This window comes from Amorphus coralli DSM 19760, assembly GCF_000374525.1.
GTDB lineage: Bacteria > Pseudomonadota > Alphaproteobacteria > Rhizobiales > Amorphaceae > Amorphus > Amorphus coralli.
In genome coordinates this window covers 49,327-72,171 of record NZ_KB894570.1, presented here as the reverse complement: position 1 = coordinate 72,171, position 22,845 = coordinate 49,327, and the positions used below count along the sequence as shown (strand labels likewise).

At 67.3% G+C, this 22,845-nt stretch carries 23 protein-coding genes and 1 tRNA gene; 12 read left to right on the top strand and 12 right to left on the bottom strand.

Translation table 11 applies throughout. The features are described 5' to 3' along the window. The first annotated feature begins 103 nt into the window (after positions 1–103). The 5 genes from C507_RS0100340 (at position 104) to mgtE (ending at position 4,983) form a co-directional block, all read left to right on the top strand. A tRNA-Leu gene (locus tag C507_RS0100340) sits at positions 104–188 on the top strand. A gap of 192 nt (positions 189–380) precedes the next feature. Beyond that, positions 381–1,235, top strand: a complete 855-nt coding sequence (locus tag C507_RS19895; RefSeq protein WP_040400413.1) for a protein-methionine-sulfoxide reductase heme-binding subunit MsrQ — start codon at positions 381–383, stop codon at positions 1,233–1,235. A gap of 135 nt (positions 1,236–1,370) precedes the next feature. Then, a complete protein-coding gene (locus C507_RS0100330; protein ID WP_018697649.1) occupies positions 1,371–1,595 on the top strand; it encodes a hypothetical protein in 225 nt (74 codons plus the stop codon). 83 nt (positions 1,596–1,678) lie between these two features. Then, entirely contained in the window at positions 1,679–3,172 is a 1,494-nt protein-coding gene (locus tag C507_RS0100325; RefSeq protein ID WP_018697648.1) for an aldehyde dehydrogenase family protein, read from the top strand. Positions 3,173–3,576: 404 nt separating this feature from the next. Further along, entirely contained in the window at positions 3,577–4,983 is a 1,407-nt protein-coding gene (gene mgtE / locus C507_RS0100320) for a magnesium transporter (protein ID WP_018697647.1), read from the top strand. 320 nt (positions 4,984–5,303) lie between these two features. Here the strand turns inward: mgtE and C507_RS0100315 are convergent, their stop codons facing one another. Further along, positions 5,304–8,582 carry a hypothetical protein gene (locus C507_RS0100315; protein WP_020608216.1) on the bottom strand — a complete coding sequence of 1,093 codons (3,279 nt, stop codon included), beginning with the start codon at positions 8,580–8,582 and terminating at the stop codon, positions 5,304–5,306. Positions 8,583–8,854: 272 nt separating this feature from the next. Next, positions 8,855–10,024 (bottom strand): isovaleryl-CoA dehydrogenase, encoded by a 1,170-nt coding sequence (locus C507_RS0100310; RefSeq protein ID WP_018697646.1) that lies wholly within the window; start codon positions 10,022–10,024, stop codon positions 8,855–8,857. A gap of 424 nt (positions 10,025–10,448) precedes the next feature. Between C507_RS0100310 and C507_RS0100305 the strand changes: the two genes are divergently transcribed. Further along, positions 10,449–10,841: a GFA family protein gene (locus tag C507_RS0100305; RefSeq protein WP_018697645.1), complete on the top strand. Its 393-nt coding sequence runs from the start codon at positions 10,449–10,451 to the stop codon at positions 10,839–10,841. Here C507_RS0100305 and C507_RS0100300 read toward each other — a convergent pair. The 6 genes from C507_RS0100300 to gatB form a co-directional block, all read right to left on the bottom strand. Beyond that, complete coding sequence (locus tag C507_RS0100300) at positions 10,838–11,299, bottom strand: PaaI family thioesterase (protein WP_018697644.1); 462 nt, start codon at positions 11,297–11,299, stop codon at positions 10,838–10,840. The two genes, C507_RS0100305 and C507_RS0100300, sit on opposite strands and share 4 nt — an antisense overlap. Positions 11,300–11,324: 25 nt before the next feature. Beyond that, entirely contained in the window at positions 11,325–11,771 is a 447-nt protein-coding gene (locus tag C507_RS0100295; RefSeq protein WP_018697643.1) for a GNAT family N-acetyltransferase, read from the bottom strand. Beyond that, positions 11,764–12,495 (bottom strand): GNAT family N-acetyltransferase, encoded by a 732-nt coding sequence (locus C507_RS0100290; protein WP_018697642.1) that lies wholly within the window; start codon positions 12,493–12,495, stop codon positions 11,764–11,766. The genes C507_RS0100295 and C507_RS0100290 overlap by 8 nt, the downstream gene beginning before the upstream one ends. Continuing rightward, positions 12,492–13,007 (bottom strand): DUF421 domain-containing protein, encoded by a 516-nt coding sequence (locus tag C507_RS0100285; protein WP_018697641.1) that lies wholly within the window; start codon positions 13,005–13,007, stop codon positions 12,492–12,494. Before C507_RS0100285 ends, C507_RS0100290 begins: the two co-directional genes overlap by 4 nt. A 78-nt stretch (positions 13,008–13,085) precedes the next feature. Then, on the bottom strand, positions 13,086–13,541 hold the full coding sequence (locus C507_RS0100280; protein WP_018697640.1) for a YaiI/YqxD family protein: 456 nt from the start codon (positions 13,539–13,541) through the stop codon (positions 13,086–13,088). A 131-nt stretch (positions 13,542–13,672) separates the two neighbouring features. Further along, positions 13,673–15,154, bottom strand: coding sequence for an Asp-tRNA(Asn)/Glu-tRNA(Gln) amidotransferase subunit GatB (gene gatB, locus C507_RS0100275; RefSeq protein ID WP_018697639.1), 1,482 nt, complete (start codon positions 15,152–15,154; stop codon positions 13,673–13,675). Positions 15,155–15,361: 207 nt separating this feature from the next. Here gatB and C507_RS0100270 point away from each other — a divergent pair, with 207 nt between their 5' ends. The 4 genes from C507_RS0100270 to C507_RS0100255 all read left to right on the top strand — a co-directional run bounded on the left by C507_RS0100270 (position 15,362) and on the right by C507_RS0100255 (position 17,500). After that, positions 15,362–15,598, top strand: coding sequence for an Lrp/AsnC ligand binding domain-containing protein (locus tag C507_RS0100270; RefSeq protein ID WP_018697638.1), 237 nt, complete (start codon positions 15,362–15,364; stop codon positions 15,596–15,598). Positions 15,599–15,614: 16 nt separating this feature from the next. Then, positions 15,615–16,145, top strand: a complete 531-nt coding sequence (locus tag C507_RS0100265; RefSeq protein ID WP_018697637.1) for a hypothetical protein — start codon at positions 15,615–15,617, stop codon at positions 16,143–16,145. Positions 16,146–16,224: 79 nt separating this feature from the next. After that, complete coding sequence (locus tag C507_RS0100260; RefSeq protein WP_018697636.1) at positions 16,225–16,767, top strand: MOSC domain-containing protein; 543 nt, start codon at positions 16,225–16,227, stop codon at positions 16,765–16,767. Between the two features lie 178 nt (positions 16,768–16,945). Then, positions 16,946–17,500, top strand: a complete 555-nt coding sequence (locus tag C507_RS0100255; RefSeq protein WP_026318714.1) for a VOC family protein — start codon at positions 16,946–16,948, stop codon at positions 17,498–17,500. 182 nt (positions 17,501–17,682) lie between these two features. Here the strand turns inward: C507_RS0100255 and C507_RS0100250 are convergent, their stop codons facing one another. After that, positions 17,683–18,042, bottom strand: a complete 360-nt coding sequence (locus C507_RS0100250) for a hypothetical protein (protein WP_018697634.1) — start codon at positions 18,040–18,042, stop codon at positions 17,683–17,685. Positions 18,043–18,671: 629 nt separating this feature from the next. Then, positions 18,672–19,025, bottom strand: a complete 354-nt coding sequence (locus tag C507_RS0100245; protein ID WP_026318713.1) for a c-type cytochrome — start codon at positions 19,023–19,025, stop codon at positions 18,672–18,674. 58 nt (positions 19,026–19,083) lie between these two features. Between C507_RS0100245 and C507_RS0100240 the strand changes: the two genes are divergently transcribed. Continuing rightward, positions 19,084–19,260, top strand: a complete 177-nt coding sequence (locus C507_RS0100240; protein WP_018697632.1) for a hypothetical protein — start codon at positions 19,084–19,086, stop codon at positions 19,258–19,260. Here the strand turns inward: C507_RS0100240 and C507_RS0100235 are convergent. After that, positions 19,257–20,783, bottom strand: a complete 1,527-nt coding sequence (locus C507_RS0100235) for a cryptochrome/photolyase family protein (RefSeq protein ID WP_018697631.1) — start codon at positions 20,781–20,783, stop codon at positions 19,257–19,259. The two genes, C507_RS0100240 and C507_RS0100235, sit on opposite strands and share 4 nt — an antisense overlap. 108 nt (positions 20,784–20,891) lie before the next feature. Further along, positions 20,892–21,641, bottom strand: a complete 750-nt coding sequence (locus C507_RS0100230; RefSeq protein WP_018697630.1) for a YebC/PmpR family DNA-binding transcriptional regulator — start codon at positions 21,639–21,641, stop codon at positions 20,892–20,894. A 277-nt stretch (positions 21,642–21,918) separates the two neighbouring features. Between C507_RS0100230 and C507_RS0100225 the strand changes: the two genes are divergently transcribed. Then, positions 21,919–22,767, top strand: coding sequence for an alpha/beta fold hydrolase (locus C507_RS0100225; RefSeq protein ID WP_018697629.1), 849 nt, complete (start codon positions 21,919–21,921; stop codon positions 22,765–22,767). Positions 22,768–22,845 lie beyond the last annotated feature (78 nt).

Genomic DNA, 22,845 nt, shown 5'->3' with positions numbered 1-22,845 from the left:
AACTCATCATGGGGAACGCGCGCCTTGCTTGAAACCCCCTTCCCGATTTGTTACATGCCACCTCGCTCGCTGCTTCGGACGCGCTCCGGAGCGGCGCCAGTGTGCGGTCGTGGCGGAATTGGTAGACGCGCAGCGTTGAGGTCGCTGTGGGGCAACCCGTGGAAGTTCGAGTCTTCTCGACCGCACCATTTACTTCCTTCGATCCTGTTCGAATTCGTCGCTGCGCCCACCGTCCCCACAGGGGCCGGAGCGATGCCGACGGGGCGTGGTGCGCCGCACCATGATGTGCCTGCTTCCTCAACCGCGCACCCTTCCCGTCCTGACAGTCGAACAAGGATGAACCGGCTCACCGGACGTAGCCGGGGGCTGATGGCCGGCCGATGATCGTCTCAGCGTCAGACATGCCGTGGAACGACCGGGCAGGCCGCTTCAGCAAGCTGCGCGCGGCCTGCTTCCTGCTCGTCCTCGTTCCCGCTGTGCTTCTCGTCGCGAAAGCGGCGCTTGGCGGGCTCGGCGCGAAGCCGCTCACCGCGGCCATTCACGAGACCGGCGAATGGGCTGTCCGGTTCCTCATTCTCTCGCTCGCAATAACGCCGCTCAGGCGCATCACCGGCCGCGCCCGGCTCGTCACCGTCCGCCGCCTCATCGGGCTCGCCGCCTACGCCTATCTCGTCGGCCATTTCGCGCTCTACTGCGCCGACCAGGCTTGGGATCCGGCGCGCATTGCCACCGAGATCGCCTCGCGCGTCTACCTGACCATCGGCTTCGTGGCGCTGATCGGTCTGACCGCGCTGGCGGTAACCTCCACCGATGCCTGGATCCGCCGCCTGGGGCCGCGCTGGCAGACGCTGCACCGGATCGTCTACGCCTGCACCGCGCTGGCACTCGTCCATTTCTTCATGCAGTCGAAGCTCGACGCCGGCCAGGCAGCCTTCATGGCCGGGCTGTTCCTGCTTCTCGCGGGCTACCGGATCGCGCACCGGCTCGGCGCGCCCCTCACCTCGCCGGCCGTCCTGGCGCTCGTCGCGGTGCTCGCCGCCGGCTCGACCGCGGTCGTGGAGGCGGCCTGGTACGGGCTCGCCACGCGCATTCCGTGGCAGGCGGTGCTGTCGGCCAACCTCACGATCGAGCCCGAGCCCCGCCCAGCCTTCTGGGTTCTTGTCGCCGGGCTGGCGGTGGCGCTCATGTCCCTGCGGCGTGGGGTCGCCACGAACCGCCCCGCCCGGGCCGGCTGACCGCTTCACCCGTCGATCACGCAATCGAAATCGCTTCCAGGGCGAACCGAGGCCGCTCGCAGGCGTTGGGGTCGCAGCACGCATGGCGGCCCTGCGCCGCCGTGCCGACCCGCCACCCAGCGATGGAGCGAGACGATGGCAAACGCCTCGAAGAAGAGCATGGGACCCGGCGCTCAGGGCAAGAATGACGGCTCCGGCGCCATGACCGACCTGCCCAAGGACATGGTCGAGGAGGACGCGATCCTGTCCAACCGCGACAAGGCTCAGCACTCCGATCAGCGGGGGCTCGACAGCAAGTACACCCAGAGCCTGCAGCGCCACGATCACGAGGACAACCAGCTCCCCGACGACGAGCGCTGACGGACTTCCGGGCGCGCCGGCCGGCGGGCAGGACCCCGTCCGGGCCGGTGCGCCTTCCTTCCCCCATTCCACGGAGATCCGCCATGGATGCCTCATCCGACACGGCCCCGGCCGCCTATGGCGGCTTCGACACCATGCCCATCGCCGGACGCTGGCGCGCCGGCAGTACGGGCAAGGCTCGCGCCGACATCAACCCCTTTACCGACGAGACGCTGCTGGAGATCCCGCAGGCCGACGCCGACGACGTCGACCAGGCCTACCGGGCGGCGGCGATTGCTCAGGAGGACTGGGCCGCGCAGCCGCCGTCGGTGCGCGCCGGCGTGATGCAGGCGGCGGCACAGATCCTGAAGGCGCGCCGGGAGGAGGTCATCGGCTGGCTGATCCGCGAATCCGGCTCCACCCGGATGAAGGCCGGGCTGGAATGCGACGTGGTCTTCGCCGGCCTGCAGGAGGCCGCCATCGCCGCCTACCGGGTCGAGGGGCGGATCCTGCTCACGGACATTCCCGGCAAGGAAGGTCGCGCCTACCGCAAGCCGGTGGGCGTCGTCGGCGTCATCAGCCCGTGGAACTGGCCGCTGCAGCTGACCAACCGCTCGGTCGCGCCGGCGCTGGCCGTCGGCAACGGCGTCGTGGTGAAGCCGGCCAGCGACACCCCCGTCACCGGCGGACTGATCCTCGCGAAAATTTTCGAGGAGGCGGGGCTGCCGGACGGCCTCCTGTCGGTGGTGGTGGGCTCGGGCTCCGACATCGGCGACACCTTCTCCAAGCACCCGGTGCCGCGAGTGCTGTCGTTCACCGGATCGACCCCGGTGGGACGTGGCGTGGCGCGCGCGGCAGCCGACGCGGAGATCATCAAGCGCACCGAGCTGGAGCTCGGCGGCAACAGCCCGCTCGTCGTGCTGGAGGATGCCGACATCGACTACGCCGTCGACGCGGCGATCTTCGGCAAGTTCCTGCACCAGGGCCAGATCTGCATGATCACCAACCGGCTGATCGTCGCCGATCCCGTCTACGATGCGTTCTGCGAACGGTTCGGGGAGCGCGCCCGGGGCCTCAAGGCAGGCGATCCGAACGACCCCGACACCGTGATCGGGCCGATCATCAACGACGACCAGGTGGCGCACATCACCACGCTGATCGACGGCGCCCGCCGCACCGGCGCGCGCGAGCTGGCCGGCGGCGAGCCGCAGGGCCGGGTGATCCCGCCGCACGTCTTCGCCGACGTCACCAACGACATGGACATCGCCGCCAGCGAGATCTTCGGTCCGGTGGCGCCGATCATCCGGGCCCGGGACGAGGAGGACGCGCTGGCCATCGCCAACGACACCGAGCACGGCCTGTCGAGCGCGGTGTTCACCCAGGATCTGGAGCGCGGTGCCCGCTTCGCCCGGCGCATTCAGGCGGGCATGGCGCACGTCAACGACCAGCCGGTCAACGACATCGCCAACAACCCGTTCGGCGGCGAGAAGAATTCCGGCCTCGGCCGGTTCGGCGGCGAATGGGCGGTGGATGCCTTCACCACCGACCAGTGGGTGACGCTGCAACACAGCCGCCGGGCCTTCCCCACCGACGCGTAGGATCAGCGGCCGGGCGGCGGACGCCGTCCGGCGCACTGCTCCGGCGCGAGTTTGGGATAAAGGGGCGCCAAAGGCGTGATGCGCGGTCGTCCGGCCCCGCCCCTGTTGCGCCGCCGCATCCCCCTTCCCGCATCCGCCGACGGGAACGCGCTTTTGCGCATTGGGCGATTTCTAATTCCGCAGCGATGGGCTAACAGTCGGCGCGTCGGCGCGATCGAACCCGCCTCACAGCCGGGGTGCGCTCGGTCGAACGATACGAGCCGAACCGCGTTTGCCTTACACTTCGGACTGGGGAAGCGATCCTCTCACAATCGAAGTGATCGAGAACGCCGGGAGGCCCCTGCCCCCCGGCCATTGGCCGAATGTCGCCCCGGACCGGGGCTGCTCCAGGAGGGTCGCGCGACATGGCAGACACCGCCGCCGCCGAGATCCCGACCGACGTGCGTCCGCCGTTCCGCAACGAGGACGACCATCTCGACGCCGCGTTTCTGGAGGCGGTCGAGGCCGCCCTCGACGCCGGCGACCGCACGCGCCTGGAAGAGCTCACCGAAGACCTGCACGAGGTCGACGTCGCCGAGCTTCTGACGGCGCTGGCGCCGGAGGCCCGCGTGCGCTTCGTCGCCACACTGGGCGAGGAATTCGACTACACCGCGCTGACGGAGATGGAAGAGCCGATCCGGCTCCAGATCCTCGCCAACCTGCCGCCGGACACGGTGGCGCGGGGCCTGGCCGCGCTCGATTCCGACGACGCCGTCTACATTCTGGAAGACCTGGAGGAGGACGAGAAGCAGGCGATCCTCGCCCGCCTCCCCTTCGCCAAGCGCCACCGCCTCGCCCGCTCGCTGGACTATCCGGAAGAGACGGCTGGCCGGCGCATGCAGTCCGACTTCGTGGCGCTGCCGCCCTTCTGGTCGGTGGGCCAGGTGATTGATGCGCTGCGCGAGGAAGAGGACCTGCCGGACTCCTTCTACGAGGTGTTCGTGGTGGATCCGGCCTTCCGGCTGCTCGGCACCGTGGCGCTCGACAAGCTCCTGCGCACGCCGCGCACGACGCGCGTGTCGGAGATCATGGACGAGGCGCACCACACGATCCGCGCCGTCGACGACCAGGAGGACGTGGCGCGCCAGTTCCAGCGCTACAATCTGGTCTCCTCCGCCGTGGTCGACGACAACGACCGGCTGGTGGGCGTGCTGACCATCGACGACATCGTCGACATCATCGAGGAAGAGGCGGAGGAAGACATCCGCTACCTCACCGGCGCCGGTGACGCCGAGCTCTCCGACACGGTCTACTACACCGCCCGCACCCGCATCCCGTGGCTGCTCATCAACATGGCCACCGCCTTCCTGGCGGCCACGGTGATCGGCGTCTTCGACGGCACCATCCAGGAGATGGTGGCGCTGGCCATCCTGATGCCCATCGTCGCCTCCATCGGCGGCAACGCCGGCATCCAGGCGATGACGGTGACCGTGCGGGCGCTGGCCTCGCGCTCGATCTCCAGCCGCAACGCCGCGCGCGTCATCGGCCGCGAGATCCTGGTGGCGCTGGCCAACGGCACGATCGTTGCGGTCATCGTCGGGCTGGTTGCGGGGCTGTGGTTCCAGAATCCGGAGCTGGGCGGCGTGATCGCCACGGCGCTGGTGTTCAACGTCTTCTGCGCCGGCTTCTTCGGGGTGGTGACACCCATGGTGCTGAACAAGCTGGGCGCGGACCCGGCGGTGGCCTCCAGCGTGTTCCTGACGACGCTGACCGACGTGATCGGCTTCCTGGCCTTCCTCGGCCTGGCCGCCTGGTGGTTCGGGATCTTCTAGACGCCTGCGTCAATCCCGGGATCGTCAGAGTTCCGGCCGAGTGTCGAGCCCCAATCGCCGACGGCGAACCGGTGCTCACTTCGCCTGGCTTTGCTCTGCCCAGCGCGTGACCACGCGCCGGCTGGTCAGGCCGCCCACCCGAAGCCGGTGAGCGCAAGCGAACTCGGCGTGAGGGGCTGTCTTTTCAACGCAATCGCGGACGGAAAACCGGCACCCACTTTTCCTGCGATTGGCCACTTACACCGCAATCGCGGACGGAAATCCGGTACCCACTTTTCCTGCGATTGCTCGTGACCCTGTCCCTTTCGCCGGGAACCGCGTCAGATCATCCCAGGATCGTAGGGAGAGATCTGCATGACCATGTCGTTGTAATCGAAGTCCGATCCCTCATCCTCGGTCATGTCCTCGAAGCCGAACAGATTGTTGCCGAAGCTGCGGATCTGCTCGTTGCCGCCGGGGTTGGCCTCGCCGATGACGAACAGTTCGCCGCCGGGCGTGATCAGCACCGGCGTGTAGAAGCCGCTGTCGCCCTGCACGGTCCACACCAGCGTCTCGTTGAAGTCGCCGCCGCCGGCCGACAGCAGCGTGCCGCCGTCGAGATTGGCCAGAACCGCGTCGGTGAAGGCCTGGTCGTCGGAATAGGCGACCCCGTCGACGCTCCACTCACCGGTCGTCGGATCGATGTCGAACTCGACGAAGCCGAGCTGGTTGACGTTGGCCGCGCTGCCGCTCACCTCCAGCTGCAGCTGCTGGCCGGTCTCGACGTAGATCAGCTCCTCCTGCAACTGGCGCTGCGCCGATGCCAGGACGGCTTCTTCGGAGAGGTCGTTGTCGGCCTCGACGGTCAACGCGTATCCGCCGACGTCGATCTCGTGACCGCCTTCGCTGCCGGGGACGATGGACACCGGCGCGTCCATCGTGACGGTACCGTTTTCGGACATGATGGCGAACTTCAGCCGATGGTCGGCGTCGAGATAGACGTTCGTCGTACCGTTCATCAGGAGCGTGCCGCTGTCGGAGCGGACGTTGCCAATGGACCCGAGAATGGCGTCCTGGAGCGACACACCGCTTCCGGTTTCTCCCGTCAGCGGATCGACCAGCACGCCGTTCGCATCCGTCGCGTAAAGCAGGATGGTCGTCCCGACCGGCAGGGACGCCGCGTTCACCGACTGGAAGCCGAGCCAGTTACCCCCGACGGACGAGGCCGACGTGTCGAGCGAAAGCGAGCCGTCCCCGTTGGCGAGCAGTCCCAGCTCCGGAATGTCCACCTCGACCGTCAGCGCCTGGCTCTTGTAGGTCGCCCCGCCAAGCGGTGTCTCGTACGATCCGTCGGACGCGGCGAATTCGGCCATGGTGACGGTGTAGGTGCCGTTGGAGAGATGCGTGGTTCCTGTCGTCCAGCCGCCATCGAGGCCGGCCACCGCCGCGAGCGGCGCGATGCCGACGCCCGATGCCGCGGCGATCGAGACGAGCGCGGTGTTCGTGGCGCCGATCTTGTTGGTGTAGCTGCTGATCCAGGAGGAGGCTGCCGCGCCGGCCGAATTGTTCTGCCCCGTCCAGGCGAAGGCGATATCGCCGTCGGTCGCGCTGACGGTGGTAACGTTGGCCGCGGTGGTCTGCCCGTCCAGCGCGGAGAAGGCTTCGTCGTCCAACGTGCCGGCCACGGGCGCGTTGGGCTGGTTGGGATTCATCACCCGGTCGGTGTCGCGCATCAGCAGGTCGGGGTCGACCGCGATGGTGCCGCCGTCGATGAAGTTGACCGTGAAGGTCTCGATCGTCGCCGCCGTGGAGGCCTGGGGGGCGATCTTCGCAAGCCCGTCGATGGCCAGGCTGCCTTCCTGGCCGGCGAAGGCCGGGTTCTCGAAGGCGGGCGAGCCCCCGTTGTCGGCGATCTTGGCGTAGAGATTGAACGTCTTCTTGTCGTCGCCCGACCCGACGTTGATCCGGTACCAGTAGGTGCCGGCAGCGTCCGCCGGCAGCCCGGCGATGAGGAGTTCGCCGGTGCCCTGGCTCGGCCCGGACATGCTGGCGCTGAAGGACGGCATATCACTGTCGGCCTGGTCCTTGACGATGGTCCAGATGCCCCAGGGATCGGCGGCCGTCGTGTCGAGCGGGATGTTTACCCACACCTGTTCGCCGCTGCCGTTCTCCTCGTAGATGTCGATGGACAGCTCGGTGTCCGGATCGAGCACCATGTCGAGGTAGCTGAAGTTCAGCTTGAAGTTCAGCCCCGACGTCTGGTCCGGCGTCTGCCAGCCTTCGACCGGCTCGGCGATCTGATTGTAGATCACCGTGTCGGTGTAGAAGCTGCTGGGATCCTCGCTGTCGTCGAAGATGGTGATGTCGATGGAGGCGACGTCGGCGCTGGCGGAATCGGCAACGGACACCAGCGGCCCGCCCTCGTCGAACTGCGCCGTCAGGTTGTCGGAATAGCCTGCGCCGTAGGAATTGCTGTTGTCGAAGAAGACCTTGGCATAGGGATCGAAGGTGTTGTTGTCGGATTTCGCCGACAGGTTGCTACCAAAGGCGAAGGTGGGATCCCAGTTCCAGTTCTGATTCAGGTCCACCGACTGGCCGGAGACGGAGTAGGTGCCGGTGGTCCCGTAGTAGCCGGCCGTGAAGCCGGTGAGGACCTGGGTCATCACCGCGCCCCACTGGTCGTTCCAGCCGCTGTTTTCCGACAGGAACGTGCTCCCGGACGCGGTCAGGATGTCCATCGTCCCGAGCGTGGAGTAGATGCTGTTGGCGAGATCGGCGCTGGTGAGCTGGATCGACCCCTTGATCTCGCTGTTGTCGGCCGGATTCAGCGTGAAGATGTCGGTGCTGGCGCTGTAGCTCAGCGTGTAATTGTAGAAGCCGCCATTGTGCCAGACATCGTCGGCGTCCTTGGCGCCGTTGAAGAAGCCGGCGATCTGGATCTGGTCGGCGATGGCGCCGACGTCGTCGAGATAGGCGTCCCAGTGGCTGGCGGCGAAGGCCTCGCTGCCCGGGCCGCTGGATTCGCCGAGCGCCGTTGAAGGCGCGATGCCCATGCGGTTCTGACCGTCGAGTGCTCCGCCATCATAGGTGAAGACGACCTGCTGCTCGGGGGACGGCGTCGCACCGCCCGGGCTCAGCGCTGCAAGGTCGGTGAAAAGGCTGCTGCCGGAAATGTTGTAGCCGCGGGTGGCGGTCGACCCGTCAGAATAGTTGACCTGGACGCCCATCGGCAGGCCGAAGGCGTTCACCGACGTCAGGTTGCCCTGGTCGTTGGCCGCCGTGGTCGTGGGTGCGCTGAGCGTCACCTCGAAGCTGTCGAAGCGGTAGTTGTTGTCCGCGGCGGCATCCCAGTTGATGTCGCTTTCACGGGTGATCCCGAGGCTTGGGGTGGTGCCGTCGGGATTGCCGCTGACCACCAGGAAGTAGACCTTGCCCGAGACATAAGGCGCCGGCAGGGCGATCGCGCTCGAGCCGCCGTTCTGAATTACGCCGTTCTCGACCAGCGACGTCCAGTTCGGAGTTGAGCCCCCGTCCGTGAAGTAGACGGCATAGGCCCAGACACCGGCCTGGCCGAGCGTTGTCTGCAGCGTACTCGTCAGATCGACATTGAGTGTCGTCATGGATCCCCCACCCCATTCCAGTCCGGCCCGAGGGTCCCGCGCGCCCAAGCCTGAAGACGTCGGACTGCGTCCGGATCGCGACGCTCCTGCCAGCGATCGGCACACTCATCGGCAACAGGCCGCGGCGCCCCCACCACAACCCAAGCGTTTCTATTCTAAGCCAAGCGCATGAAAGTCCAATTACAAATCTGTAAGGCCAAGGCGCTTTCTCGGTCGGAAGGCCGGACGGCGAACCGGGCCCCTTCGCCTTGGCTCAGCCGCAGGTGACCCGTTCAACCGCTTTTTTCGAAGAGCTCGCGGCCGATGAGCATGCGGCGGATCTCGCTGGTGCCGGCGCCGATCTCGTAGAGCTTGGCGTCGCGCAGCAGCCGGCCGGTGGGGTAGTCGTTGATGTAGCCGTTGCCGCCCAGGCACTGGATCGCCTCCAGCGCGACCTTCGTCGCCTGTTCCGCCGCGTAGAGGATGGCGCCGGCGGCGTCCTCGCGCGTCGTGCGGCCGGCGTCGCACGCCTTCGCCACCGCGTAGACGTAGGAGCGGCAGGCGTTCAGCGCGACATACATGTCGGCGAGCTTTCCCTGCATGAGCTGGAATTCGCCGATCGCCTGGCCGAACTGCTTGCGCTCGTGCAGGTACGGAACGACCACGTCCAGCGCGGCCTGCATGATGCCGAGCGGCCCGGCGGCCAGCACCACGCGCTCGTAGTCGAGGCCCGACATCAGGACGTTGACGCCGCGCCCGACCGTGCCGAGCACGTTCTCCTCCGGCACCTCGCAGTCCTCGAAGACCAACTCGCACGTGTCGGAGCCACGCATGCCGAGCTTGTCGAGCTTCTGGGCCGGCTTGAAGCCCGCCATGCCCTTCTCGATCAGGAAGGCGGTGATGCCGCGCGCCCCGGCTTCCGGATCTGTCTTGGCATAGACGACAAGCGTCTCGGCCACGGGGCCGTTGGTGATCCACATCTTGGAGCCGTTGAGGACGTACCGGTCGCCGCGCTTGTCGGCGCGGGTGCGCATGGAAACCACGTCGGAACCCGCCCCCGGCTCCGACATGGCGAGTGCGCCCACGTGCTCGCCGGAGATCAGGCCAGGCAGATATTTCTCCTTCTGCGCCTGGGTGCCGTTACGGCGGATCTGGTTGATGCAAAGGTTGGAATGGGCGCCGTAGGAGAGTCCGACGGAGGCGGAGCCACGGCTCACCTCCTCCACCGCGATGCAGTGTTCCAGATAGCCGAGGCCGGAGCCGCCGAACTCCTCCTCCACGGTGATCCCGTGCAGACCGATTGCGCCCATCTCCGGCCAGAGATCGCGCGGGAACGCGTTGGTGCGGTCGATCTCCTCGGCGAGCGGCGCGATGCGGTCGTCGGAGAAGGTGCGGACAGTGTCGCGCAGCATGTCGGCGGTCTCGCCGAGACCGAAATCGAAGACGGGCAGATCGTTGCGCATGGGGCTTTCCTCGAACCGCTTGTCCGGGCTGCCGGCGGAGGGAGAGCGGGCCGGACCCGGTTGCCGGCAGCATGCCGTCGGCTGACCGGAAGTGGCAAGGGGCGCACCCGCCGCAGAAAAAGTGTGACGCACGTCACACCTCGAGCGAACCGCGGTTGCGCCGGGGCCGTTTCGACCGATTTCATACGCGTGGGCTAAACGACAATCGTCCGGAGCGGGCGGTGTTCAGCAGGTACTGATCCGCTCCGGACGATGTCGGCCCCGCTTCAAGGCCGCGCCGCGACACCGAGCGGCTCCGGCCGGCGACTTCGAGCCGATGTGCGGCTCCGTCCCATCCTCCCCTACACTCCACCCACGACTGCGATTGATCTTCGCGCCGCGCCCGGTCCAACTGAGACACGCGCAACCGGCGAGGAGAATTGGCATGGCGCAGGAAAGCGGCGGCTGCCTGTGCGGCGAAGTCCGGATCGTCGTGACGGGACAGCCCGACCGGGTCGGGATCTGCCACTGCATGGACTGCCGCAAGCATCACGGCGCGCTGTTTTACGCCGCGGCGATCTTTCCCGCAGGGTCGGTGTCGGTCGAGGGAGAGACGCGGGAGTATGCGGGCCGACACTTCTGTCCCCTGTGCGGCTCGTCGGTGTTTGCGAAGAGCGGCGGCGAGATCGAGGTGCATCTCGGCACGTTCGACGCGCCGGACCGGTTCGTGCCCACCTACGAGGGCTGGTGCGAGCGCCGCGAAGCCTTCCTGCCGCCGTTCGGCCTCGCCCACAGCTATGCCCGAGACCGGGACGAGGCGGATTCCGCCGGTGACTAGCCCTCCAGGGTCTCGATGCAGACCATGGTGAAAAGGCCCGTGAGGATATGCACCGGCCTGCCCGCCTTCTCGCCGTAGACGTCGGCCCGGCAGATGGTCAGCCGGCGGCCGGGCTTCACCACGCGCCCCTCCGCCACCACCCGCTCCCCTTCCGCCGGGTTGAGCAGGTTCACCTTGAACTCCGAGGTCAGCACGCCGGTGCCGGCGGGAAACAGCGACAGCGCCGCGTAGCCGGCGGCGGTGTCGGCGATGGTGGTCGTCGTCCCGGCGTGGAAATAGCCGTGCTGCTGGGTCAGCCCCGGCTTGTAGGGCAGCACAAGATCGACTTCACCCGGCGCGATGCGGGCGATCTCCACGCCGAGCGTTTCCATGAAGCCCTGACGCGCGAAACTGGCGCGCAGGCGCCGGTCGTAGTCCGGATCGCGCGGCTCGAACCGCGGCATCTCTCGTTCGGTCATGGCCAGCCCATCCCCTGTGAAAAGGTCAGCGCCGATACTTGATGAAGGGCGTGACGCTGGCGACCCGGTCATAGAGCCGGCGGGCCGTCTCGTTGAAGGTCTGGGTGAGCCAGTAGACCTGCTCGGCGCCGGCGGCGTCGGCCGCCGAATAGACCGCCTCGATCAGCGCGCGTCCCGCGCCGGTGCCGCGCGCCTGCTCGGACACGAACAGGTCCTGAAGATAGCAGGACGGGCCGATCTGCGATGTCGAGCCGTGGAAAAAGTAGTGGGTGAAGCCGATGAGCCGCCCGGAGGCATCCACCGCGCCGAAGCCGCCCGGATCGGCGCCCTCCGCCATCAGCCGGCGCCAGGTGGTGTCGGTCACTTCCGCCGGAACCGTGCGCTTGTAGAAGGTGTTGTAGCCCTCCCAGAGCGGCTCCCAGGCGGCGCGGTCTCCGGCTTCCAGCCGCCGGATTGTGAGGCCGTCAGCCATGCGATGCCCCCTCGCCGGCGCGCGCTTCGGCGATCAGGTCGGAGAGGCTCCGGCGCTGCTGGCCGTTGTCAAAGTTCGCCGGATCGAGAAAGGCCTCGAAGCCGGCGCGGACGGTCGGCCATTCCGTGTCGAGGAGCGAGAACCAGGCGGTGTCGCGGTTGCGGCCCTTGACCACGGCAGCCTGGCGGAAGGTGCCCTCGTAGGTGAAGCCCAGCCGCTCCGCCGCCCGCATGGAGGCCGTGTTAAGCGCGTTGCACTTCCACTCGTAGCGGCGGTAGCCAAGCTCGTCGAACGCGCGCTTCATCATCAGGAATTGCGCCTCGGTGGCGGCAACGGTCCGCTGCAGCGCCGGCGAATAGGCGACATGGCCGACCTCAACCGAGCCGTTGTCCGGATCGATGCGCAGATAGGAGGCAACGCCCACCGCCTTGCCGCTCGCCCGGTCGATGATGGCGAAGAAGAGCGGATTCTCCGACAGGGCCGCGTCCTTCACCCAGTCGGTGTAGGTCGCTTCGTCGGGGAACGGACCGTAAGGCAGATAGGTCCACATGGCGCCGTCGCGGTCGGCGGAATTGGCCGCATGGAGGTCGGCACCGTGACGGATCGGCTCCAGCGGCTCTAGCCGGCAGGTGCGCCCGTCCATGGCAAGCCGCGGCGGCCGCGGGCGGGCCTCCCAGCCCGGCACCTCGGGTCCGAGCGATGCCTGCGATGCGGTGTCGGTCATTGGACGCCTTTCCCTGAAACATTGGCGAGAGCCGTCGGCTCGGCCTCGCCGCGTGGCAGCACCGAGAAGGAGCCGTCGGTCTCCAGCACCACGTAGCCTACATCCTCCAGCCGCGCATAGCCGCCGGCACGGGCAGCGGCAAGCACCTCCTCGGTGGCGACGCGCTCGTCGCGCAGGGCGGCCCGGTCCATGACACCATTCTCCAGGAGCAGCCGCGGCCGCGATTTCACGAACGCCTGAAAGGCCTCCGAGCGGGTCGACAGGGTGGCCACGACGAACTGCGCCAGGACCAGCAGCGCCATGGCGACCGCGCCGCGCACGGCGCTCACATCGGTGGACAGCAGCACCGTGGCAAGCGTCGAGCCCAGCGCCACGGTCACCACCAGGTCGAAGGCGTTCATCTTGGCCAGCGTCCGCTTGCCACTGATGCGCAGCATGGCGACGATGACGATGTAGGCGATCACGCCGACCACCAGCGTGTGGGCGATGTCCGACCAGGCCTGAAAGAACATGGCATCCTCCTCGTTCCCTTCGGCAACGGGGGAACGGGCGGATGGTTCAGGCCGCGCGGGTCAAGGCCGGGGGCCGCATCAGCCGCGCTTGGCGCGGCGCACCATCTGTTCCAGCGACTGCAGGAAGCGGGAGCGGTCGGCCTGGGAGAAGGGCTTGCCGCCGCCGGGGATGCCGAGCGGATTGGCGGCGCGCAGGTCCGCCATCAGGTCGCGCATGCCGAGCATGGTGCCGATGTTGGCGGGCGTGAAGGCCTCGCCATTGTGCTTCAGCGCCTGGGCGCCGCCCTCCAGGCAGCGGGCGGCGAGCGGTATGTCGCCGGTGACGCAGATGTCGCCGGGTCCGGCGCGCTCGGCGATCCACATGTCCGCCGCGTCCGGCCCTTCCGGCACAACGACGGTCTTCACCATCGGCTCGCGGCTCGGCCGGATGCCGCCATTGGAGACGATGACAACCTCGACGCCGTGGCGCTCGGCGACCTTCAGGGTCTCAGCCTTCACCGGGCACGCATCGGCGTCGATGTAGATGATGGTCATCGGAGCGGTTCCCGCAGATGGCAGTCAGGCCGCCCACCCGGAGCCGGTGAGCGTCAGCGAATTCGGCGCCAGGGATATCATCAGACCGCAATCCCGGACGGAAAACCGGTTCCCACTTTTCCTGGGATTGCTCAGTCCACCCCCAGCTTCGCCTTGACGATCTGGTTGACCGCCTGCGGGTTGGCCTTGCCGCCGGTGGCCTTCATCACCTGACCGACGAACCAGCCGGCCATGGACGGCTTGGCCTTGGCCTGCTCGACCTTATCGGGATTGGCGGCGATGACCTCGTCCACGGCCGCCTCGATGGCGCCGGTGTCGGTGACCTGCTTCAGGCCGCGCTCTTCCACCAGCTTCGCCGGGTCGCCGCCCTCGGTCCAGACGATCTCGAACAGGTCCTTGGCGATCTTGCCTGAGATGGTGCCGTCGGCGATCAGGTCGACGATGCCGCCGAGCTGCGCCGCGGAGACCGGGCTGTCTTCGATGTCGTGGCCTTCCTTGTTGAGGCGGCCGAACAGCTCGTTGACGACCCAGTTGGCGGCAAGCTTGGCGTCGCGGGCCTCAGCCACCTGCTCGAAATAGACGGCCGACGCCTTGTCGGAGATCAGCACGCCGGCATCGTAGGGCGACAGGCCGTAGTCGGCGACGAAGCGCGCCTTCTTGGCATCGGGAAGCTCCGGCAGCGCGGCGGCGAGCGCGTCCACCTCCGCCTGCTCGATCTCCAGCGGGAGGAGGTCGGGGTCGGGGAAGTAGCGATAGTCGTGCGCTTCTTCCTTGGAGCGCATTGAGCGCGTCTCGCCGGTGCGGGCGTCGAACAGCCGGGTTTCCTGGTCGATGGTGCCGCCGTCCTCCAGGATGCCCACCTGGCGGCGCGCCTCGTACTCGATGGCCTGACCGGCGAAGCGGATGGAGTTGACGTTCTTGATCTCGCAGCGCGTGCCGAAGCCCTCGCCCGGGCGGCGCACGGAGACGTTCACGTCGGCGCGCAGATTGCCCTTCTCCATGTCGGCGTCGGAGGTGCCGAGATAGCGCAGGATGGTGCGCAGCTTGGATATGTAGGCCTTGGCCTCATCGGCAGAGCGCATGTCGGGGCGCGACACGATCTCCATCAGCGCGACGCCGGAGCGGTTCAGGTCAACGAAGCTCTTGGAGGGATGCTGGTCGTGCATGGACTTGCCGGCGTCCTGCTCCAGATGCACGCGCTCGATGCCGACCTCCACGGTGGAGCCGTCGGGCATGTCGACATAGACGATGCCCTCGCCCACCACCGGGTACTGGTACTGGGAGATCTGGTAGCCCTGCGGCAGGTCCGGGTAGAAATAGTTCTTCCGGTCGAAGCGCGAGAACAGGTTGATCTTCGCCTTCAGGCCGAGGCCGGTGCGGACAGCCTGGCGCACGCATTCCGCGTTGATGACCGGCAGCATGCCGGGCATGGCCGCGTCGACCAGCGCGACATGACTGTTGGGATCGCCGCCGAAAGCGGTGGAGGCGCCGGAGAAGAGCTTCGATTCGGACTGGACCTGGGCGTGGACCTCCAGCCCGATCACCATCTCCCAGTCGCCCGTCGCGCCCTTGATCACAGAGCCGCGCTTCGTCTCGCGCACCGCTTCGTTCATCGTACCCACTGCCGTTCCTGTCGCCTCGATGCCGGGACTGGTCCCGACCGGCGCTGTCATCTCGTCCGTCGCGCCTGCGCGCGCCTGTCCAAGGGTCTGGGCTATCGGCCTGTGCAAGGTCAAGTGCGGCGGCGCCGCGGCCTTGCCCTCGCCCGCCCGATCGGGTTCACTTCGCGCCCAGACAGCCCCCCTCGCGGAGCCTTTCCTATGAAGCCCTTCTTCGTGACGATCAAATGCGAACTCGGCAAGGCCTACGAGGTGGCCAACGCCATCGCCGATGCCGAGATCGCCTCCGAGATCTACTCCACCGCCGGCGACTACGACCTCCTGGTGAAATTCTACCTGGAGGAGAGCGACGACGTGGGCCACTTCATGAACGAGAAGCTGCACTCCATCCCGCACATCCGCGACACCCGCACCATCATCACGTTCAAGGCCTTCTGACGGGAGGGCGGCGACGATGCCGATCCGGCGCACACTCGCAGGTCTTCTTCTCGCGTCGCTGGCCACGGGACCCGCCCTCGCCCAGGAGGTGACGCTCGGCACCTATGCGTGCGAGGCGGACCGGACGGTCTCCATCCGCAACCAGGAGCGCAGCGAGCCGATCAGCGGCGCCGAGGATCCCCTCGCCCCGACATTCCGCATTCTGCTGGCCCCGGCCGACCCCGCCGACAGCTTCATGACCTGCATCGCGGCCTCCAATGCCGACAGCGACGCGCTGGTCGACTTCTGCCAGGAGACGGACGCGCCGTTCTTCACGGCGACGCTTGCCGATCGCGACGAGCCCGGCTTCGCCACCTTCTTCGCCGGCGACCGTCGCATCGCGCTCGGCGGCCGGGTGACGTTCCAGAACGGCCCGTCGATGCTGGACATCCACCCGGCGCGCGGCGTGTTTCGCTACACGCTCTTCTATTCCGAGCCGCAGGTGTTCGACGATGGCCTGGCCTTCGACTACGTGACCGAGCAGGGTCGATGTCGGAAGGCGGACTGAGCGTCGTCGCGTATCAGGAGCTGCCGCATGGCTTCCCGGCGGCTGGCGCCGATCGGGTCAATCAGGATCGACACAGCCCATGACCGCCACCGTCCTCGCCGTGCACAGATCCGCCGGCCATACCTTTTCCAAGCCCACGGTCGACGCGATCCGCATCGTCGAGGGGCTCGGGGTGGAGGGCGACGCCCATGCGGGCGCGACCGTCATGCATCGTTACGACCGGCGGAAGGACCCGACCCGGCCGAACCTGCGGCAGGTGCACCTCATCCAGTCGGAGCTTTTTGACGAGCTGGCCGACAAGGGCTTCCCGGTCGGGCCCGGCCAGATGGGCGAGAACGTCACCACCACCGGGGTCGATCTTCTAACCCTGCCGCTCGGCACCGTGCTGCGCCTCGGCGACGAGGCCGTCGTCGAACTCACCGGCCTGCGCAGCCCGTGCAAGTACATCAACGACCTGCACGACGGCCTGGTCCAGGCTGTGCTCGACCGGGACGACGACGGCAACCTGGTGCGCAAGGCGGGCGTGATGAGCGTGGTTCTGTCCGGCGGCACGGTGCGGCCGGGCGATCCGGTCCAGGTAGACTTGCCGGCCGGCGAGCACACGCCCATGCCGGTCCTCTAGGCTTCGGCAGGCCCTCCGCCCCCCGCGCCAACGCCCTTGCTGCCTCCGCCAACCGGCGACTGCGCGTTGTCGCGCAGATTTCGTTTCAAATGAAACGTTTTTGATTGATTTTTCTGGGCGCACGCCTCAAATTAGTTACAAACGCAACCAATAGGGAGGCTGCCCCATGAAACCGGACCTGAAGATCGAGAAGATCCACCACGTCGCCTATCGCTGCAAGGACGCGCAGGAGACCGTGGAGTTCTATACCAAGATGCTGAACATGGATTTCGTGCTGGCCATCGCGGAGGACCACGTCCCCTCCACTCACGAGCCGGACCCGTACATGCACCTGTTCCTGGATGCGGGGAATGGCAACGTGCTGGCCTTCTTCGAGTTGCCCACCAAGCCGGAGATGGGCCGCGACGAGAACACCCCGAAATGGGTTCAGCACATCGCCTTCAAGGTGAAGGACCGCGAGACGCTGGTCGCCTTCAAGGAGCACCTGGAAGCGAACGGGATCGAGGTGCTCGGCGTCACCGACCATTCGATCTTCCACTCCATCTACTTCTTCGACCCGAACGGCCACCGCGTCGAGCTCGCCTGCCCCGACCCGCAGGAAGAAGAGATGCTGAAGCACCTGGACGCGGTGAAGTGGGACATGCTGGAGGAGTGGTCGAAGACAAAGCGCGCGCCGCAGCACGCCGCCTGGCTGCACGCCCGCGAACTCGACAAGGAGACCGAGACCGCCTGAGGCGGTCCCGGCAAGCCAACTTCCGCCTCCCTCCCCGGACCGCACCCACCAGCGCGCTACTGCGTGCCGCCCGAGCGAGCGCAGGAAAAGTGGGAACCGCTTCCCACTTCGCCTGGCTTTGCTCTCTCTTCACCGCAAAGCCGGACGGCGAACCGGTTCCCACTTCGCCTGGCTTTGCTCGATCACCCCACGTTGCGAAGCCTGGTGTCGCCGTCCGGCCATTCCAGCCGGGTCGGGCCACGGCTCGATCTCCGATGCAGCCGCGCGGCAGCTTCCAGGAAGCCGAGAACCCGGCCGGAGGAGTGCCGGCGCGCCATCTGCCGGAGTTCGCGCCCCTCGATGATGGTGGCCGACCAGTCGCCGGGCTCCGGCGAAAGCGTCACGCTCGCGGATGCCTGCTCCTCGCGCGACAACCGGGAGAAGCGCTGCAGCATCACGCGCAGCGGGCCGTCCACGCCGCGCCGCCGGTAGGTCGGACCGGGCTCGTCCGGGTCGCTCCAGCGAAGCGTTGCCAGCCTTTCGAAATCTACGTCCTCGAACATCGGCCTAATCCTTACGCAAGACATTTTCGGAACCGGTGGCACATGGCGCGCCGGCGGCCCGGCACTTCCGACCGGGTGTTTGTCTGAACGCGAGCAGGAGAAGCCCCCTACGGAGGGCCTGGCGGATTGTTTCGGCCCGTGGCCGGGACGCCACGGGCCAGAAATCACGCGAGCTGGGCTGAATGGGCTGTGTTAGGGGTTGGTCCTGTCAGACACACCTCCCTGCCTCACCGGACCACACCCACCCGCGCGCAACGAACTCGGCGCGGGGGGGAAGACACAGGCTGCGGCGTGCGGCCCTGGATTCCCGCCTTCGCGGGAATGAGCGGAGGTTGGGGCGGTCGCTATCTGGAGAAATTCGGGCTTGGCCGGACAGCACCCACCAGCGGACGACCGCCCTCCGGCCGGAGGCCGCCCACGCGGAGCCGGCGAGCGCAAGCGAGTTCGGCGTGAGCGGCAAAGAAAAACAGGCCGCCCACCCGGAGCCGGTGCGCGAAACGCACTCGGCGTGAGGGAATTCTTTTAGTCGCAATCGCGGACGGAAAACCGGTGCCCACTTTCCCTGCGATTGATCGCTTTCCACCACAAAGCCGGACGGAAAACCGCAAGAGCACTTTTCCTGCGATTGCTCAGGGCACCTGGATCGATTTCAGGTAGGCGAGGAAGACCGCGATGGTGTCGGGATGCCAGGCGACCTCGGGCATGTCCGGGTGGCCGGTGACGATGCCCTCCGCCAGCGCCTCCTGCAAATTCTCCACGGGATAGAGCCGGCCCAGCGTGCGGAAAGCCGGAGCCTCGGGATGCGCGCTCGTGTCGTCCGAGCCGATGGCATGACAGCCGGAACAATAGGCCTCGGCAAGCTCGCGCCCCTCGGGCGGCGCGCCATCGGAGGCGCGAGCGGCGCAATGCGGCATCACGGCCGAAACGGCAAGCAGCAGCACGACGGCAAGATGTGGTCGGGTTGTTGGTGCGTGCGCTGGCATGGCCCCTCTCCTGCCGATGGCGACAGAGCAGACTGGACCGAGGCCGGATCGGAAGTCGTTGCGCTGGCTCAATCCGCAGCCGGTCAGCCGATCGGGCGCGTCGGCCCCTGCCCCCGCCTACGAGGCCCTCCTGAGAGAACGGCTGCTCACCCAGCCGATGATCGAGGACATCCGGTCGAACGTCGAGATCTGGACCGCGAAGACGAACGGGCCACTGCCCGTGTCGCAACGCTAGGTTTCCAGCCTGTCGAGGAAGCGCTTCGCGCTGGCGCGCATGGCCTGCACCTTGTCGCCGTCCATCCGCTCGAGGCTCTTGTAGATCATCGCCATGCGCCGGTTGGAGCGCAGGTGCTTGGAGTTGCGGGCGACGAAATCCCAGTAAAGATAGTTGAAGGGACAGGCATCTTCGCCGTCGCGCTTGCGCACGTCGTAGCGGCAGCCGGAACAATAGTCGGACATGCGATCGATATAGCTGCCCGAGGCCGCATAGGGCTTGGAGGCGAAGACGCCGCCGTCGGCGAAAAGCGCCATGCCGTGCACGTTCGGCAGTTCCACCCACTCGTAGGCGTCGGCGTAGACGACCAGGAACCACTCCTGCACCTGGCGCGGATCCACACCGGCGAGCAGCGCGAAGTTGCCGGCCACCATCAGCCGCTGGATGTGATGGGCATAGGCATGGCGGCGGGTGACGTCCACGACATCGGCCAGGCACGCCATGTCCGTCTCGCCGCTCCAGTAGAACCAGGGCAGATCGCGGGTGGCGTCCAGCGCGTTCTCGCGGCCGTAGTCCGGCCCCTTCAGCCAGTAGACGCCGCGGATGAACTCGCGCCAGCCGAGGATCTGGCGGATGAAGCCCTCCACCGCGTTGAGCGGCGCGTGGCCGTCGCGGTACGCCTGTTCGGCCCGCTCGCAGACCTCCATCGGGCGCAGCAGCCCGGCGTTGATGAGCGGCGACAGGGCCGCGTGGAACAGGAACGGCGCGCCCGCGGCCATGGCATCCTGGTAGTCGCCGAAGTCGGGCAGCCGTTCGGTGACAAACCGGTCCAGCGCGATTAGCGCGGATCGCCGCGTGACCGGCCAGGCGAAGCCGTCGAGGTCGCCGAAATGGTCGGCAAAGCGCTCCGCCACCAGATCGAGCACCTCTTGGGTGATCTCGTCGGGTTTCGAGGCCGGCAGGTCGGGCACGGCAATATCGGCCGGCAGCGGCTTGCGGTTCTCGGCGTCGAAGTTCCAGGACCCGCCGACGGGTTCGTCGCCATCCATCAGGAGGCCGGTGCGCTTGCGCATCTCCCGGTAGAAATACTCCATCCGCAGCGTCTTGCGGCCCTCGGCATGACGCTCGAAGGCGGCTCGACTGCAGAAGAAGCGCGTGTCCTCGCGGATCTCGACGGAAACGCCGAGTTCCTTCTCCCAGCCCTCCATGTCCCGTAGCAGGCGCCACTCGCCCGGCTCGGTGACGATGACGGAGGACGCACCGGTGGCGTTGAGGGCCGCGCGGACCGCATCCTTCAGGCTGGTCGCGCGCTTGCGGTCGTCGAGGCGCTGATAGCGCACCGCCAGACCTGCGTCCTCCAGCTCGCCCGCGAAGTGGCGCATGGCAGCGAAGACGAAGGCGATCTTCTGCTTGTGATGGCGCACATAGGTCGCCTCGTCCGCCACCTCCGCCATCAGCACCGTATCGGCGGCTTCATCGATACCGTCGAGGGCGGAGATCTCCCGGTCGAGCTGGTCGCCGAGAACGAGACGAAGGACGGACAAGGGCAGGCTCCCGCGCGGTCGGTCGGCTTCAGGATCGGAGCCGCCACGAGGGGTACGCGCGGGATGCGCCGACGGTTCAGATCACCGCCGGCGGAAGGCTGTGCCGGATCAGGCGGCGGTCAGCTTCTGGAGGACCTCGTCGGAGACCTCGAAATTGGAGAAGACGGCCTGCACATCGTCGTCGTCCTCGAGAACGGCGATGAGCTTCATCAGCGTCTGCGCCTTCTCCTCGTCCACCGGGGAGTTGGTCTGCGGCCGCCAGACGGCCTTCACCGAGGTGGCCTCGCCCAGCGCATCCTGCAGCGCCGTGGAGACGTCACCGAGATCCTCGAAGGCGCAGGTGATGACGTGGCCGCCCCCGTCGGACTGCACGTCCTCGGCACCGGCCTCGATGGCGGCTTCCATGACGGTGTCGGCGTCGCCGGCCTCCGCCGGATAGGCGATCTCACCAACGCGGTCGAACATGAAGGCGACCGAGCCGGTCTCCCCCAGTGCTCCGCCATGCTTGGAGAAGGCCGCGCGAACGTTGGAGGCCGTGCGATTGCGGTTGTCGGTCAGCGCCTCGACGAGGATGGCGACGCCGCCGGGGCCGTAACCCTCGTAGCGCACCTCGTCATAGTTCTCGCTGTCGCCGCCGGCCGCCTTCTTGAGGGCGCGCTCGATGTTGTCCTTCGGCATGTTTTCCGCGCGGGCGTTCTGGATCGCCAGCCTGAGGCGCGGGTTCATGCCCGGGTCGGGCGCACCGGTCTTCGCAGCGACGGTGATTTCGCGCGCGAGCTTGGAGAACACCTTGGAGCGCTTCGCGTCCTGGGCGCCCTTGCGGTACATGATGTTCTTGAACTGTGAATGTCCGGCCATCGTCCAACCGTTCGTGTTCTTGAAATGGGTCCGCGAAATGCGATGGTCTGGAATACGCAAGTCCGGCGCGCATCGCAACGCATGGACGCGCACGGGGCGCGGTCCGTCAGACTGATGTGGCCCCTTTCCGGCGCTGCGTCCACCCCGCCCAGACGGCTCGCCGAACAGTCAAAACATCGTAATGATCGATGCGTTTCGGCATAAAAAATCGCTTTTCGCGATGAAGCGTCGACGCGATGCTGGAGACCGCTCATCCCGAAGCCGGACGAACCGTACCATGATCAACCTGACGCCCGACCATCTTCTCGTCGACGGCCACCGCATCGCCTATGGCATCAAGGGTGACGGCCCGTCGGTCGTGCTGATGCACGGCACGCCCGCCTTCTCCCACATCTGGCGCAACGTGGCCCCTGCCCTCGTCCAGGCCGGATACCGGGTCCACGTCTACGATCTTCTCGGCTTCGGCCGCTCGGAACGGCCCGCCGATCCGGCCGTGGATACGTCGGTAACGGCCCAGCTTCCGATCCTGCTGCAACTGCTGGACGCCTGGGGGCTGGACCGCGCCCACATCGTCGCCCACGACATCGGCGGCGCGGTGGCGCAGCGGCTTGGCGTGTTCCACCCCGAGCGCATCGCCTCCCTGACGCTGATCGACAATGTCTCCTTCGACAGCTGGCCGTCGCCGCGCACCCGCCAGCAGATCGCCGCCGGGCTGGACGCGCTGATCGCCGCGCCCGACGCCGAGCACCGCGCGCATACAAAAGCGTGGCTGGAGACGGCCATCACCGATCCGGACCGGCTGACCGACGGAACCGTCGACGCCTACCTGGAGATGGTCGCCGGGCCGGTTGGCCAGGCGAGCCTCTACCAGCACCAGATCGCCCATTACGACCCGAAGCACACGATGGACGTCGGCGCCCGCCTCGGCGAGCTCGCCATGCCGGTGCAGATAATCTGGGGCGAGAAAGACGCCTGGCAGGTGGTCGACTGGGCGCACCGGCTGCACGACGCCATCCCGGGCTCGACGCTGACGATCATCGAGGGCGGCGGCCACTTCGTCATGGAAAGCCATCCCGACGAGATCACCCGGCTGATCCTCGACTTTATCGGCGCGCATCCGGAGTGAGTACAGGCTCCCGCCCCTGTTCCGCGCGGTTCGGGGGCCGGAGCGGCGCGCCACGACAGAGAAAATCGATGGCTGCCG

Excerpts from the sequence above, each read along its gene's own strand:
- C507_RS0100290 (WP_018697642.1), bottom strand. The coding sequence starts at position 12,495 with ATGACCGACACCGCATCGCAGGCATCGCTCGGACCCGAGGTGCCGGGC.
- C507_RS0100280 (WP_018697640.1), bottom strand. The coding sequence starts at position 13,541 with ATGACCATCATCTACATCGACGCCGATGCGTGCCCGGTGAAGGCTGAG.
- mgtE (WP_018697647.1), top strand. The coding sequence starts at position 3,577 with ATGGCAGACACCGCCGCCGCCGAGATCCCGACCGACGTGCGTCCGCCG.
- C507_RS0100250 (WP_018697634.1), bottom strand. The coding sequence starts at position 18,042 with ATGTTCGAGGACGTAGATTTCGAAAGGCTGGCAACGCTTCGCTGGAGC.
- C507_RS0100295 (WP_018697643.1), bottom strand. The coding sequence starts at position 11,771 with ATGGCTGACGGCCTCACAATCCGGCGGCTGGAAGCCGGAGACCGCGCC.
- C507_RS0100285 (WP_018697641.1), bottom strand. The coding sequence starts at position 13,007 with ATGTTCTTTCAGGCCTGGTCGGACATCGCCCACACGCTGGTGGTCGGC.
- C507_RS0100230 (WP_018697630.1), bottom strand. The coding sequence starts at position 21,641 with ATGGCCGGACATTCACAGTTCAAGAACATCATGTACCGCAAGGGCGCC.
- C507_RS0100310 (WP_018697646.1), bottom strand. The coding sequence starts at position 10,024 with ATGCGCAACGATCTGCCCGTCTTCGATTTCGGTCTCGGCGAGACCGCC.
- C507_RS0100260 (WP_018697636.1), top strand. The coding sequence starts at position 16,225 with ATGACCGCCACCGTCCTCGCCGTGCACAGATCCGCCGGCCATACCTTT.
- gatB (WP_018697639.1), bottom strand. The coding sequence starts at position 15,154 with ATGAACGAAGCGGTGCGCGAGACGAAGCGCGGCTCTGTGATCAAGGGC.
- C507_RS0100245 (WP_026318713.1), bottom strand. The coding sequence starts at position 19,025 with ATGCCAGCGCACGCACCAACAACCCGACCACATCTTGCCGTCGTGCTG.
- C507_RS19895 (WP_040400413.1), top strand. The coding sequence starts at position 381 with ATGATCGTCTCAGCGTCAGACATGCCGTGGAACGACCGGGCAGGCCGC.
- C507_RS0100325 (WP_018697648.1), top strand. The coding sequence starts at position 1,679 with ATGGATGCCTCATCCGACACGGCCCCGGCCGCCTATGGCGGCTTCGAC.
- C507_RS0100225 (WP_018697629.1), top strand. The coding sequence starts at position 21,919 with ATGATCAACCTGACGCCCGACCATCTTCTCGTCGACGGCCACCGCATC.
- C507_RS0100265 (WP_018697637.1), top strand. The coding sequence starts at position 15,615 with ATGCCGATCCGGCGCACACTCGCAGGTCTTCTTCTCGCGTCGCTGGCC.
- C507_RS0100305 (WP_018697645.1), top strand. The coding sequence starts at position 10,449 with ATGGCGCAGGAAAGCGGCGGCTGCCTGTGCGGCGAAGTCCGGATCGTC.
- C507_RS0100330 (WP_018697649.1), top strand. The coding sequence starts at position 1,371 with ATGGCAAACGCCTCGAAGAAGAGCATGGGACCCGGCGCTCAGGGCAAG.
- C507_RS0100315 (WP_020608216.1), bottom strand. The coding sequence starts at position 8,582 with ATGACGACACTCAATGTCGATCTGACGAGTACGCTGCAGACAACGCTC.
- C507_RS0100270 (WP_018697638.1), top strand. The coding sequence starts at position 15,362 with ATGAAGCCCTTCTTCGTGACGATCAAATGCGAACTCGGCAAGGCCTAC.
- C507_RS0100300 (WP_018697644.1), bottom strand. The coding sequence starts at position 11,299 with ATGACCGAACGAGAGATGCCGCGGTTCGAGCCGCGCGATCCGGACTAC.